The sequence below is a fragment of the Mycolicibacterium chitae genome (genome assembly GCF_900637205.1).
Taxonomy (GTDB): domain Bacteria; phylum Actinomycetota; class Actinomycetes; order Mycobacteriales; family Mycobacteriaceae; genus Mycobacterium; species Mycobacterium chitae.
Window position 1 is genome coordinate 3123224 of record NZ_LR134355.1, and the last position, 13391, is coordinate 3136614.

At 70.4% G+C, this 13391-nt stretch carries 14 protein-coding genes and 1 pseudogene; 7 read left to right on the forward strand and 8 right to left on the reverse strand.

Annotation, left to right across the window (positions count from 1 at the left end; genetic code table 11):
* The first annotated feature begins 23 nt into the window (after positions 1 to 23).
* The 4 genes from EL338_RS14800 (at position 24) to EL338_RS14815 (ending at position 3099) form a co-directional block, all read left to right on the forward strand.
* A complete protein-coding gene (locus EL338_RS14800; RefSeq protein WP_126334446.1) occupies positions 24 to 1040 on the forward strand; it encodes an alpha/beta hydrolase in 1017 nt (338 codons plus the stop codon).
* A 1-nt stretch (position 1041) separates the two neighbouring features.
* Entirely contained in the window at positions 1042 to 2457 is a 1416-nt protein-coding gene (gene mtr, locus EL338_RS14805) for a mycothione reductase (RefSeq protein WP_126334447.1), read from the forward strand.
* Between the two features lie 105 nt (positions 2458 to 2562).
* On the forward strand, positions 2563 to 2871 hold the full coding sequence (locus EL338_RS14810; RefSeq protein ID WP_145965905.1) for an ArsR/SmtB family transcription factor: 309 nt from the start codon (positions 2563 to 2565) through the stop codon (positions 2869 to 2871).
* A 27-nt stretch (positions 2872 to 2898) separates the two neighbouring features.
* Positions 2899 to 3099: a zinc transporter Slc39a7 gene (locus EL338_RS14815; protein WP_126334448.1), complete on the forward strand. Its 201-nt coding sequence runs from the start codon at positions 2899 to 2901 to the stop codon at positions 3097 to 3099.
* Between the two features lie 6 nt (positions 3100 to 3105).
* Here the strand turns inward: EL338_RS14815 and EL338_RS14820 are convergent, their stop codons facing one another.
* Positions 3106 to 3447: an ArsR/SmtB family transcription factor gene (locus tag EL338_RS14820; RefSeq protein WP_126334449.1), complete on the reverse strand. Its 342-nt coding sequence runs from the start codon at positions 3445 to 3447 to the stop codon at positions 3106 to 3108.
* Between the two features lie 13 nt (positions 3448 to 3460).
* Positions 3461 to 3601 (reverse strand): annotated as a pseudogene (locus EL338_RS14825) (gamma-glutamyl-gamma-aminobutyrate hydrolase family protein); the annotation flags it as partial.
* A 182-nt stretch (positions 3602 to 3783) separates the two neighbouring features.
* Here EL338_RS14825 and EL338_RS14830 point away from each other — a divergent pair.
* Entirely contained in the window at positions 3784 to 5598 is a 1815-nt protein-coding gene (locus tag EL338_RS14830; RefSeq protein ID WP_126334450.1) for an N-acetylglutaminylglutamine amidotransferase, read from the forward strand.
* A 2-nt stretch (positions 5599 to 5600) separates the two neighbouring features.
* Positions 5601 to 7376, forward strand: a complete 1776-nt coding sequence (gene ngg / locus EL338_RS14835) for an N-acetylglutaminylglutamine synthetase (protein ID WP_126336875.1) — start codon at positions 5601 to 5603, stop codon at positions 7374 to 7376.
* An 11-nt stretch (positions 7377 to 7387) separates the two neighbouring features.
* Here the strand turns inward: ngg and EL338_RS14840 are convergent, their stop codons facing one another.
* The 3 genes from EL338_RS14840 to map all read right to left on the reverse strand — a co-directional run bounded on the left by EL338_RS14840 (position 7388) and on the right by map (position 9541).
* Positions 7388 to 7951, reverse strand: a complete 564-nt coding sequence (locus EL338_RS14840) for an alpha/beta fold hydrolase (RefSeq protein ID WP_126334451.1) — start codon at positions 7949 to 7951, stop codon at positions 7388 to 7390.
* A 73-nt stretch (positions 7952 to 8024) separates the two neighbouring features.
* Entirely contained in the window at positions 8025 to 8687 is a 663-nt protein-coding gene (locus EL338_RS14845) for a hypothetical protein (protein ID WP_163792181.1), read from the reverse strand.
* Positions 8684 to 9541 carry a type I methionyl aminopeptidase gene (map, locus tag EL338_RS14850; protein ID WP_126334452.1) on the reverse strand — a complete coding sequence of 286 codons (858 nt, stop codon included), beginning with the start codon at positions 9539 to 9541 and terminating at the stop codon, positions 8684 to 8686. The genes EL338_RS14845 and map overlap by 4 nt, the downstream gene beginning before the upstream one ends.
* A 156-nt stretch (positions 9542 to 9697) precedes the next feature.
* Here map and EL338_RS14855 point away from each other — a divergent pair, with 156 nt between their 5' ends.
* On the forward strand, positions 9698 to 10009 hold the full coding sequence (locus EL338_RS14855) for a PaaI family thioesterase (protein WP_235666528.1): 312 nt from the start codon (positions 9698 to 9700) through the stop codon (positions 10007 to 10009).
* A 3-nt stretch (positions 10010 to 10012) separates the two neighbouring features.
* Here EL338_RS14855 and EL338_RS14860 read toward each other — a convergent pair whose 3' ends face one another.
* The 3 genes from EL338_RS14860 to EL338_RS14870 are packed head-to-tail and all read right to left on the reverse strand — an operon-like array spanning position 10013 to position 13355.
* Positions 10013 to 10600 (reverse strand): DUF1707 SHOCT-like domain-containing protein, encoded by a 588-nt coding sequence (locus EL338_RS14860; RefSeq protein WP_126334453.1) that lies wholly within the window; start codon positions 10598 to 10600, stop codon positions 10013 to 10015.
* A 34-nt stretch (positions 10601 to 10634) separates the two neighbouring features.
* A complete protein-coding gene (locus EL338_RS14865; protein ID WP_126334454.1) occupies positions 10635 to 12449 on the reverse strand; it encodes a penicillin-binding transpeptidase domain-containing protein in 1815 nt (604 codons plus the stop codon).
* A gap of 51 nt (positions 12450 to 12500) precedes the next feature.
* Positions 12501 to 13355 carry a GNAT family N-acetyltransferase gene (locus EL338_RS14870; protein WP_126334455.1) on the reverse strand — a complete coding sequence of 285 codons (855 nt, stop codon included), beginning with the start codon at positions 13353 to 13355 and terminating at the stop codon, positions 12501 to 12503.
* Positions 13356 to 13391: the final 36 nt, after the last annotated feature.

Sequence of the window (13391 nt, forward strand, 5' to 3'; positions counted from 1 at the left end):
GCTCGCGCGGCTAAGGTGAACGCGTGACGGTATGGGAGGCCGACGTCCTGCCCGGCTACCACCAACACACGTTGGAACTCGGCGCCGATCCCGACGGCGAGGGCGACCTCGTCGCGACCCTGGTCCGCCGTGGGCCGGCCGGGCGGGCCCGGCACGCGGTCCTCGGTGTGCACGGCTACACCGACTACTTCTTCAACACCGAGTCCGCCGATCGGTTCGCGGCCCGCGGATTCACCTATTACGCGCTGGACCTGCACAAATGCGGTCGATCCTGGCGGTCCGGCCAGACCCCGCACTTCACCACCGACCTGGCCCGCTACGACCGGGAACTCGAGCGCGCCCTGGCGGTCATCGCCGCCGAGACCGACGGCGCGCAGGTGTGCGTGTCGGGGCACTCCGCGGGCGGGCTGATCGTGACGCTGTGGCTCGATCGACTGCGGCAGCGGGATCTGACGGCCGCCCTGGGCGTCGGCGGCCTGGTGCTCAACAGCCCGTTCTTCGATCTGCACGGCCCGTCGATCCTGCGGGCCGCGCCCACCTCGGCGGCGCTGCGGACGCTGGCCCGGCTGCGCAAGCTCCGCGTCGTGCGGAAACCGACCGAGGGCGGCTACGGCACCACCTTGCACCGCGACTTTTCCGGCGAGTTCGACTACAACCTGCAGTGGAAGCCGCTGGGTGGCTTTCCGGTGACGGTCGGCTGGCTCAACGCCGTGCGGCGCGGGCACGCCCGGTTGCACCGCGGGCTGGATGTCGGTGTGCCCAACCTGATCCTGCGGTCGGACCACTCGGTGGCCGAATCCCGCGACGATGCCGAGGCGATGCAGCGCGGGGACGCCGTCCTCGACGTCCGACAGATCGCCCGGTGGGCGGGCTGTGTGGGCAACCACACCACCGTCGCGCCGATCACCGACGCCAAGCACGACGTGTTCCTGTCGCTGCCGGAGCCGCGCGCGGCGGCCTACGCCGAACTGGACCGGTGGTTGGACCGCTACCTCGGGACCTTCTCCCCCGACTCCTCCGAACACACCAGACAGGGCTGACGTGGACCACTTCGATCTGACCATCATCGGCACCGGCTCGGGCAACACCATCCTGGACGAGCGCTACGAGTCCAAGCGTGTCGCCATCTGTGAGCAGGGCACCTTCGGCGGCACCTGCCTCAACGTCGGGTGCATCCCGACCAAGATGTTCGTCTACGCGGCCGAGGTGGCCGCGACGATCCGCGACAGCGCCCGTTTCGGCGTGGACGCCCGGATCGACGGGGTGCGGTGGCGCGACATCGTCTCGCGGGTGTTCGGTCGCATCGATCCGATCGCCCTGGGCGGTGAGCGCTATCGCCGGTCCTCCCCCAACGTCACGGTCTTCGACGGCCACACCCGGTTCGGGCCCACCCGCCCGGACGGCCGCCACCTGCTGCGCACCGAGTCCGGTGTCGAGTTCACCTCGGATCAGGTGGTGATCGCCGCCGGGGCGCGCGCCGTGATCCCGCCGGCGATCGCCGCCAGCGACATCGCCTGGCACACCAGTGACTCCATCATGCGCATCCCGGAGCTCCCCGAGCACCTGGTGATCATCGGCGGCGGCTTCATCGCCGCCGAGTTCGCACATGTCTTCTCCGCGTTGGGATCTCGGGTTACGCTGGTGCTGCGCGGGGCCACCATGATGTCGCACTGCGACGACGACATCGGCGAGCGGTTCACCGACCTCGCCTCCCGCAAGTGGGAGGTGCTGTTCGGCCGCACGGTCACCGGCGGACGCACCGACGACACGGGCACCACCGTGGAACTCGACGACGGTTCGACGCTGAGCGCCGACGCCGTCCTGGTCGCCACGGGCCGGCGCCCCAACGGCGATCTGCTCGACGCACACCTGGCCGGGGTCGAGGTCACCGAGAGCGGGCAGGTGGTGGTCGACGACCACCAACGCACCACGGCGCGCGGCATTTTCGCGCTCGGCGACGTGTCCTCGGATTATCAGCTCAAGCACGTCGCCAACCTGGAGGCCCGGGTGGTGCGGCACAACCTGCTGCAGGACTGGGATGACGTCGAGGCGCTGGCCGCCGCCGATCATCGCTATGTGCCCTCGGCGGTGTTCACCGATCCGCAGATCGCCTACGTCGGCCTGACCGAGAACGAGGCCCGCGCAATGGATCTCGACATCAAGGTCAAGCTGCAGGACTTCGGCGACGTGGCCTACGGCTGGGCCATGGAGGACACCACCGGCGTGTGCAAGATCATCGTGGCGGCCGACACCGGCCAGATCCTCGGCGCGCATCTGATGGGGCATCAGGCCTCGACGCTGATCCAACCGTTGATCCAGGCGATGAGCTTCGGCCTGGGCGGGCAGGAGATGGCGCGCGGGCAGTACTGGATCCACCCGGCGCTGCCGGAGGTGATCGAGAACGCCCTGCTGGCGCTGTGCGGCGAACCCACCTGGCCGTCGCCCAAGCGGCACTGACTTCGTGCGATTTCGGTGCGTCTGGTTGCGGTGATCGCCACCAGACGCACCGAAATCCCCTACTACCCGACGACCGAGGCCAGCCTCATCGTCGAGGTGTTCCGCATGCTCGCCGACCCCACCCGCATCCAGATCCTCTGGGCGCTCACGCGTGGCGAGCGGTCGGTCAACGACTTCTCCGATCACGTCGGCAAGCCCGCGCCGTCGGTGTCCCAACACCTGGCCAAGCTGCGGATGGCCCGCCTCGTGCGGACCCGCAGGGAGGGGACCCAGGTGATCTACCGACTCGAGAACGACCACGTGCGGCAACTCGTGGTCGACGCGGTCTTCAACGCCGAGCACGCCGGTCCGGGAATCCCGGGCCATCACCGCCACGACCCCGCGATGCGCGCGTTACCGGGCGATCCGGCCTGATCGCGCCCCACCACGGAAAGAGCCGACATGTCCGAGCCACACACCCACGCCGAACCGCACGCGCACGCCCACACCCATGGGCCGGACTCACACAGCCACGCGCACACCAGCCACGATCACGAGCACGTGGAGCACGAGCACAGCCACACTCACGACGGTCAGGCGCACACGCACCGGCACGCCCACCAGAGCGACCTCGTCGAGGACCACGCCCACCAGCACGCCTGAGGCGGCTCAACCGTGCGCCGCGCCGATCCAGTGCAGTAGGTCGTGCACGGTCGGGTCCTCGAGGCGATAGCTGACCTGCCGGCCGATCCGGGTCGAGGTCACCCAGCCCTGCTGGCGCAGCACGCGCAGCGCCTGCGACACGGCGTTCTCCGAGCGGTTCAACGCGTTGGCCAGGTCACCCACGCAGATCCCCGGGGCGCGGTGCAGGCCCAACAGGATCTCGAGGCGGCCGGGATCGGAGAGCAGGTCGAAGCGCTGCGTCCAGCCGGCGATGTCCACATCGGCCAACGCCGAGGTCGCCAGCAGCACCTGCGGCGGTCCCGATTCGTGTTCGTGCTCGTGTTCCATGGTCGTGACCAATCTAATCCAGGACTGCGCGCGCCCGGGCCGCCTCGACCACCGCGGCGAACAACCGCAGATCGTCGAGCCGTTCTTCCGGGTGCCACAGCACCTCGACGGCCTCGATGACCCCGTCCTCGGCGTGCGCGGCGGCGATCAGCCCGAGGATCGGCGCGCCCATTTTCATCGCGCCAACCCGATGTGACGAGCATCTCCCGGCACCCGGTCGGGAAGCGGTTTGAACCCCGACTTCCCGGGTAAACATCACCAGCATCAGCGGTCCCAACCGGCTGGTGAGCGCACGCAAAACTGGAGAAACAAGCGGATCGGGGTAGGGTCGAACCGATGTGTGGAGCGACCGGTGAGGTCAGACTCGACGGCAGGACACCTGACGTGGCAGCCGTCGCCGCCATGGCCGCCGTGATGGTGCCCCGGGGTCCCGACGGTACGGGCGTGTGGTCCCAGGGGCGCGTCGCGCTGGGGCATCGACGCCTGAAGATCATCGACCTCTCCGAGGCCGGCGCCCAGCCGATGATCGATTCCGACCTGGGCCTGGCGATCGCCTGGAACGGCTGCATCTACAACTACAAGCAACTGCGCGACGAGCTCATCTCCGTCGGCTACCGCTTCTTCTCGCACAGCGACACCGAGGTGTTGCTCAAGGCCTACCACCACTGGGGCGACCGCTTCGTCGAACGCCTGCACGGCATGTTCGCCTTCGCCATCGTCGAGCGCGACAGCGGCCGCGTGCTGCTCGGCCGCGACCGCCTGGGCATCAAACCGCTGTATGTCACCGAGGACTCCCGGCGGCTGCGGTTCGCGTCCTCGCTGCCGGCGCTGCTGGCCGGCGGTGGCGTCGACACCCGCATCGATCCCGTCGCGCTGCACCACTACCTGAGCTTCCACTCCGTGGTGCCGCCGCCGCTGACCATCCTGCGCGGGGTCAGCAAGGTCCCGCCGGCGACCCTGCTGGCCATCGAGCCGGACGGCACCCGCACCACCGCCACCTACTGGACCCCGGACTTCACCCGCCACGACGACCGCTCCGACTGGACCGAAAAGGACTGGGAAGACGCGGTGTTGGATTCGCTGCGCCGCGCGGTGGAGCGTCGCCTGGTCGCCGACGTCCCGGTCGGCTGCCTGCTGTCCGGCGGCGTGGACTCCAGCCTGATCGTCGGCCTGCTGTCGGAGGCCGGGCAGACCGGGCTGCAGACGTTCTCCATCGGTTTCGAATCCGTCGGCGGCGTGGCCGGCGACGAGTTCAAGTGGTCGGACATCATCGCGAAGCGGTTCCGCACCGACCACCATCAGATCCGGATCAACACCGAACGCATGCTGCCCGCCCTCGACGGCGCCATCGGGGCGATGAGCGAGCCGATGGTCAGTCACGACTGCGTGGCGTTCTATCTGCTCAGCCAGGAGGTGTCCAAGCACGTCAAGGTGGTGCAGTCCGGGCAGGGCGCCGACGAGGTGTTCGCCGGCTACCACTGGTACCCGCCGATGGCCGACCCGTCGGCGGCCACCCTCGACGGCGCGGTGACCAGTTACCGCGGCGCGTTCTTCGATCGCGACCAGGCGGCGATGGACCGGTTGGTGGGCGGCGTGCCCGGCGACGTCGTGTCGGCCGACGACCCCAGCGGCCGTTACGTCACCGAGCATTTCGCCCGCGCGGGTGCGGAGACCGGCGTGGACCGCGCGCTGCGGCTGGACACCACCGTGATGCTGGTCGACGACCCGGTCAAGCGGGTCGACAACATGACCATGGCGTGGGGCCTGGAGGGTCGCGTGCCGTTCCTCGATCACGAGCTGGTGGAACTGGCCGCGAGTTGCCCGCCGGAGCTCAAGACCGCCCATGACGGCAAGGGCGTGCTGAAACAGGCCGCCCGCCAGGTGATCCCGTCCGAGGTCATCGACCGGCCGAAGGGCTACTTCCCGGTGCCGGCGCTGACCCACCTGGAGGGTCCGTACCTGGACATGGTCCGCGATGCCCTCTACGCCCCGGCCGCCAAGGAACGCGGCCTGTTCGCCCAGGACGCCGTGGACCGCCTGCTGGCCGACCCCAACGGCCGGCTGACGCCGCTGCGCGGCAACGAACTGTGGCAGATCGCGCTGCTCGAACTCTGGTTGCAGCGCCACGGCATCAGCGGACCGGCCGCGTGACGATGAACGCCGTCGAGCCCACCACGCCCGGCGACCCCGCCCGCGAACCCATCACGTTGGGCCTGCACGACGCCTCCCCGCAGCACCTGGTGGACGCGATGGCCTCCGACGTGGTGCTCGAGCTGGGTTGGGGCCGACTGATTTTCGGCCAGACCTTCGCCGAACCGGGGGTGCTCGCCGACACCCTGGCCCACGAGCGCCCCGGCCGCCGCGACATCTGCATCTACGCCCGGGAATCGCACGTGCTGATCTCCCGGGCACCCAACGAACTGTTCATCGATCCCAGCCACACCTACCGCCTGCGCTTCTCCGAACCGCACGACGAACCCCGGGCACACCACGGCTTCACCATCCGCGCGCTGCAGTCCCCGGCGGAGGCCGACGAGATCAACCGCGTCTTCGTGCGCTGCGGCATGGTGCCCGCCCCCACCGACGTGATCTGGGACAACCACCTCCATGCCGATGCGGTCGACTACCTCGTGGCGGTGCGCGACGACGACACCATCGTGGGCACCGTCACCGGCGTCGACCACCGGCGACTGTTCGCCGACCCGGAGGACGGTTCAAGCCTGTGGACCCTGGCCGTCGACCCGACCGCGGGGCTGCCCGGCATCGGCGCCGCGCTCACCGAGGCGCTGGCGGCGCTGTTCCGCGAACGCGGCCGCTCCTACATGGATCTATCGGTGGCGCACGATAATTCGGCCGCGATCGCCCTCTACGAGAAGTTGGGCTTCACCCGGGTCCCGGTCCTGGCGGTGAAGCGCAAGAACGCGATCAACGAGCCGCTGTTCACGCCCATCCCGGAGACCGTCGACGACCTCAACCCGTATGCCCGCATCATCGCCGACGAGGCGATGCGCCGCGGCATCCGCGTCGAGGTGCTCGACGCCGAGACCGGCGAGATGCTGCTGACCCACGGCGGGCGCAGCGTGATCACCCGGGAATCGCTGTCGGAGTTCACCTCCGCGGTGGCGATGAGCCGCTGCGACGACAAGCGGCTGACCCGGCGCATCGTCGGCGAGGCCGGCGTGGTGGTGCCGCGCGGACGGCTGGCCACCTTCGACGAGGCCGACCACGCCTTCCTGGCCGACGTGGGCGATGTGGTGGTCAAGCCCACCCGCGGCGAGCAGGGCAAGGGCATCACGGTGGGCATCAGCAGCGACGAGGCACTGGACGCCGCGCTGGCCCGCGCCCGCGAACAGCACCCCGAGGTGCTCATCGAGCAGCGCGCCACCGGCGACGACCTGCGACTGGTGGTGATCGACGGCAAGGTGGTCGCGGCGGCGCTGCGCAAGCCCGCCGAGATCACCGGCACCGGCACCCACACCGTGGCCGAGCTCATCGAGGCCCAGAGCCGCCGGCGCGCGGCGGCCACCGGCGGCGAATCCCGCATCCCCATCGACGCAATCACCAAGGACACCGTCGCCGAGGCCGGCTGGTCCTTCGACGACGTGCTGCCCGAGGGCACCCAACTCCGGGTCCGCCGGATGGCCAACCTGCACCAGGGCGGGACAATTCACGACGTCACCGATCAGGTCAATCCCGAGCTGTGCCGGGTGGCCGTCACCGCGGCTGCGGCCATCGGCATCCCGGTGACCGGGATCGACCTGCTGGTCCCCGACGTCACCCGCGACGAGTACGTGTTCGTCGAGGCCAACGAGCGTCCCGGGCTGGCCAACCACGAGCCGCAGCCCACCGCCGCGGCCTTCGTCGACTTCCTGTTCCCGGGCCACCCCGGACTCCCCCAGGCCTGGACCGCGGCGACCGTCCCCGAATAGCCGCCCGGCGCTCACCAGGTGCTGGTGCGCAACACGATCTCGCTGGCCAGCTGGGCCGTCGACTCCGCGGCGTTGCGGCGCCCGAGCAGGTCGACCACCCGAAAGTCCCCGAACACGAACTGCTGGCTGGCCACGGCGACCGCACGCGTGGCCGCGGTGCTCACCAGAGCCGTGGTGTTGATCTCGACGGGCGGGCAGTCCGCGTCCCGGACCTGCCCGTCGGCATCCGCGGCGCGCGGGTGCCCCCGATCGACGACGACGAGCGCGGTGAACCGGTCGAGTCGGCGCGCAGCCAGGTCCCACGCCAGGTCCGCACCCGCGCGGTCGCCGACCAGCACGGCCCACGGCACCTCCAGCCAGTCGAGGATGCCGAGCACCGAATCGGACCGCAGCCGCGGATCGAGGCCGATGACCACGGTGCGCAGCGAGGCGTTGTGCAATCGTTGGCACACACCCTCGTACGCGGCGGTCGCCTGTTGGGCGGCGCCGAGCAGGACCACGACCGGCCCCGTTTCCGGCCCTGAGACATCGACCGGGATCGGGAAGCCGTCGACGGTCATCGTCGTCGGAGGCATTCGGCCACCGTACAGGGCGCTCTCCTCGGCCGGTGCCGGTTTTGTCGGCTTTGCCCGCGCCGCGGGCCCGGCCTCAGAGCTCACGGAGCCGCTCGATCTGCAAGGCCATCACGTCCAGAAAGGTCTGCGGCAGTGACGCTTTCACCGTGACCCCGGTGTTCGGCTCCGCGGTCACCAGGCCGAAGGTGGCCATCGAGCCGACGTTGGCGAAGGCCATGTACACGCTGCTCTCCTCGCCGGCCAGGGTCATGGTCTGCTGGTAGAACAGCGCATCGACCCCGTCCTGCTCGTCGGCCGTCAGCCGGGTGGTGGTCATCGGGATCCCGGGCGAGGAGTCGTCGAAGAACACCTCGAAAGTGGTGCAGCGGTCCGCGGTCCGCTCGAGTGCCGGCAAATCCAACGGCCAGGACAGCACCGTCATGGCGATGCGGGCGCCGTCGTAGACGGCGTCGTACTTCGCGGCGCTGCCCGGCCCGCGCTCGGCGGAGCCCGCGATCACCTTGGTCAGCCCGTCCGAGCACCCCGGCGGCATGCTGACCATCGAGGGCGGCGAGTCGGCGCCGTCGGCGCGGCCCGGGTCCTCGACGAGCCTCGAGTACCGCACGCCGGTCGGGAAGTCCGCCTCGGTCAGGATGGCCCGGTCCAGCTTCGCCCCGGGCCAGGTGGGGGTGCCGTCGAGCACCGGGGCGCACGCGGCCACCAGCACCGCCGCGAGCACCGCCGGGATCGCCCTCACGGGAGGGTCAGGATTTCGGCGCCGTCGTCGGTGACCACCAGGGTGTGCTCGAACTGGGCGGTCCACTTGCGGTCCTTGGTGGCCACCGTCCAGCCGTCGTCCCAGATCTCGTAGTCCAGCGAGCCCAGGTTGATCATCGGCTCGATGGTGAACGTCATGCCGGGCTCGATCACGGTCTCCACCGCGGGCTGGTCGTAGTGCAGCACCACCAGGCCGTTGTGGAACGTGGTGCCGATCCCGTGACCGGTGAAGTCCCGAACCACGTTGTAGCCGAACCGGTTTGCATACGCCTCGATCACGCGGCCGACCACCGACAGCTGCCGGCCGGGCTTGACCGCCTTGATGGCCCGCATGGTCGCCTCGTGGGTCCGCTCGACCAGCAGGCGGTGCTCCTCGGCGACGTCACCGGCCAGGAAGGTGGCGTTGGTGTCGCCGTGCACCCCGTCGCGGTAGGCCGTGACGTCGATGTTGACGATGTCGCCGTCCTCGATGACCGTCGAGTCCGGGATGCCGTGGCAGATGACCTCGTTGAGCGAGGTGCAGCACGACTTCGGGAAGCCCTTGTATCCCAGCGTGGAGGGATAGGCGCCGTGATCGAGCATGAAGTCGTGGGCGATGCGGTCGAGGTGATCGGTGGTCACCCCGGGGGCAACGGCTTTGCCGGCCTCGGCCAGCGCGCCGGCCGCGATCTTGCCGGCGACCCGCATCTTCTCGATCACCTCGGGGGTCTGCACCCACGGTTCGGTGCCTTCCTGCACCGTCGGCTGCCAGGCATATTCGGGACGCGGGATCGACTTGGGCACGGGCAGGGTCGGCGAGACCTCGCCGGCACGGAGGGCAGCGCGAACAGACATACCCAGAGGGTAGTCGGGCCGCGACCGGGTTGCCGCCGCGAGAGTGGCAATCTCCGGCAACGAGAACGCTGCTAGCGTTGGCGCGTGACCGAGACTGTGCATCTGCTCCACCTGCTCGACTACCGCACCGTGGTGGAAACCGACGAGCGGGTGGTGATGGAGCTGGACAATCGGCCGGATCTGGTCAACGTCCGGGGCGCGCTGCAGGGCGGCCTGATCGCCACCCTGATCGACATCGCCGGCGGCGTGCTCGCCGGTCGCCATGTCGGCGCCGACCAGGACGTCACCACCGCCGACCTCAACATCCACTATCTGGCCCCGGTGGTCCAGGGTCCGGCCCGCGCCGAGGCGACGATCGTGCGCGCCGGACGGCGGTTGATCGTGACCGGGGTCGACGTCACGGACGTGGCGCGCGAGCGCCTGGCCGCCCGGTCCACGCTGAGCTTCGCGGTGCTGGATCGGCGGTGAGCGTCAGCGCGCCCCGCGCCGCAGGCGCCACCGGGTGCGCGGACCGCGGATGTCCACCGAACCCCACACCACCTTGCCGCTGAGCACGACGTGCGGGCGGCCCTCGCCGGGGGCGTCGGTGCGGTAGTCGTTCGCGCTGCCGACGATGACCTCGACGTCGTCGATGGAGGCCGACGCGCCCTCGGGCAGCCGCAGGTCCAGCGAGCTGAACTTCAGATCCAGTTCGATGACCACGATTGGGCCGGCGAACCGCGCGCGGGTCAGGTCCAGGTTCACCGTGCCCATCCGCCGGACCAGCGCCAGCCGGGTGGGCACGGCCCATTCGCCGTGCCGCTTCAGCGAGCCCATCACGCCGCGCAACTCGACGCGGTCGGTGGCCGAGGTGACGATCGCGCCGGGCCCGGGCAGGTCGTCGACCAGCACGTCGAGTTCGCTGCGCAGCCGGGCCACCGAGACCTGCGCGGAGCGTTCCTCGAACTCCTCGATGTCGATCAGGCCCAGCGCGACGGCGTTGTGCAGCCGGCGCAGGGTGCCGTTGCGATCGGCGTCGGAGATGCGCATCGGGACGGGTTGCTGGTCGATTCCGGTCATGACGGTTGCCAGTTTACGGGCCGCCACGGCCGGGTCAGGTCAAGTAGCCGTCGGGCATGCTGTCGAACATCTGCTTGGTCATCCGCACCGCGTACTCCGAGCTGCCGCCGCCGACGATCAGCGCCGCGAACGCCATGTCGCCGCGGTAGCCGGCGAACCAGGCGTGCGAACCGCCCTCGAACTCCGCCTCACCGGTCTTGCCGCGCACGTCGCCGTAGCCGCCTAGTTCCTTGGCGGTGCCGTTGGTGACGACCATGCGCATCATCGACCGCAGCCCCTCGAGCTGCTCGGGGCCCACCGGCGGGCGTTCGCCGATGATCTCGGTCTCGCGGCCCATGATCAGCCGTGGCACCGGCGCGACGCCGGCCGCGACCGTCGCGGCGGCCATGGCCATGCCGAACGGGCTGGCCAGCACCTTGCCCTGACCGAAGCCGTCCTCGGTGCGTTCGGCCAGGTCGACCGTGGGCGGCACGGAGCCCGACAACGTCATGATGCCGTCGATCATGTAGTCCGGGCCGATGCCGAACTGCGCGGCGGCGTGGGTGAGCGCGCGCGGCGGCATCCGGCTGGCCAGCTCCGCGAAGGTGGTGTTACACGAGTTGGCGAAGGCCTTGGACAGCGGGACGGTGCCGAGGTCGAACCGGTTGTAGTTCGGCACGGTGCGGTGCCCGATGTCGATGGTGCCCGGGCAGCCGAGCAGGGTGTTCGGGGTGGCCATGTCGCGCTGGATGGCCGCGCCGGCGGTGACGATCTTGAACGTCGACCCCGGCGGGTACATGCCCATGGTCGCCGTGGGCCCGTCGCGGTCGGCGGCGGCGTTCTGGGCCACGGCCAGGATGTCGCCAGTGGATGGGCGGATGACCACCATCATCGCCTTGCGGCCCTGGCCGTTGACGGCGTTCTGGGCGGCGTTCTGCACCGCGCGATCCAGCGTGATCGACACCGAGGGGGCCGGTTCGGCCGAGACCTCCTCGAGCACGCGGACGTCGACGCCGTTCTGGTTGACGCTGACCACCCGCCAGCCGGCCTCACCGTCGAGGTCGTCGATGACGGTCTTCTTGATCTCGTTGACGATCGCCGGGGCGAAGGTCGGGTCGGTGGGCAGCAGGTCGGCCAGCGGGGTCACCACCACGCCGGGCAGGTGCGCGATCGCGGGCGCGACGCGGTCGTGGTCGTCGCGGCTCAAGGTGACCAGTTGCATGGGGGTGCCCAGCGCGCTGGCGCGTTCGGCCAGCCGCTGCGGGTCCAGGGTGTCGTCGAACGGGCGCAGGGCATCGACGACGGCGCGCGCGGTGGGCATCAGCGCGACGCCGGCCTCCCGGGCGTCGATCGCGTAGCGGTACTTGTTGCCCGGGACCAGGACGTCGGTGCCGCCGACCTCGTTGACCGAGGCCCGCCGCGGCGGGTCGCCGCGCAGCTCCAGGGATTGGTTCTCCCCCAGCCGCGGATGCAAACCCGTTGCGGTCCAACGGACTTCCCACGTGCCCTCGTTGCGGACCAGGTTCAGTTCGCCGTCGTAGGTCCAGGTGCGGTCCTTGGGCAGGTGCCAGGTGTAGCGGTAGTCCACCGCGCCGGTGTCCTCGGTGAAGCGCGATCCGAGCACCTGCGCGTCCAGGCCGCTGGCCTGCAGACCGGAGAAGGCCGCGTTCAGCGCGGTGCGGGCCTCCTCGGGGCGGTCGGCCAGGTCGGCCGCGCCGCTGGTGTCGCCGGTGGCCAGCTTGGCGAAGAACGCCTCGGCGGCGGGTGCGGGGCCGTCGGGGCGTGGGGTGCAGGACGGCAGCGCCGCGACGAGCAGCGCCGCCGCGGCGACGGCCACCGCGCGTGTTGCTGTTGATCTAATTGTGACCATTGGGACTGATGTTAGAGCGGGGACGACCCTTCCCCGGGTAGCGACACCGCCTCAGTCGAGCAGCACGGTCGCGAACGTGCCGACCTGTTGGAAGCCCACCCGCTCGTAGGCCGCGCGCGCCACGGTGTTGAAGCTGTTGACGTACAGGCTCGCGATCCGGCCGCCGGCCACCACCGCGGCACCCAGCGTCGCGGTCCCCGCCGAGCCCAGGCCGTGGCCGCGCCGGTCGGGATGCACCCAGACGCCCTGGATCTGGCCGACACTGGGCGACTGCGAGCCGACCTCGGCCTTGAAGACCACCTCGCCGTGCTCGAAGCGCGCCCAGGCCCGGCCCGCCGCGATCAGGCTCGCGATCCGGCGCCGGTAGCCCCGGCCGCCGTCGCCGACCCGGGGGTCGATGCCGACCTCGCCGATGAACATGTCGATGGCGGCCACCAGATACGCGTCGAGTTCGTCGATGCGCACGCGCCGCACCGCGGGATCGATCGGCGTGCTCGGTTCGGTGCGCAGGGCCATCAGGGGCTGCTGCTCGCGCACGTCGCGCGCCGGTCCCCACGCCCCGTCGAGGCGCTGCCACATCGGCAGCACCAACTCGGCGGGGCCCACCAGCGACGAGCAGCGCCGCGCCGAACTCATCGCCTTCTCGGCGAACGCGTGCATGTCCTCGACGCTGCCGCGCAACGGAATCAGATTGGCCCCGGCGAAACACAGCGACTCCTCGGCAGCGCGCCGGGTCCACAGTTCGCCGCCGATCGCGGTGGGATCCACCCCGTAGTCGGCGACCCGGGCGGCCACCATGCAGGAGGCCACCGGGTCGGCGTCGAGCACCCGGCGCACGGCCGCGGCGTCACGAACCACCGACACCTGTCGTTCGTCGACCAGGCGAAAGAGCGGCGGAGCCGACATTGGCACTCTTCCTACGACTGCGGCCCTCCAACAGGC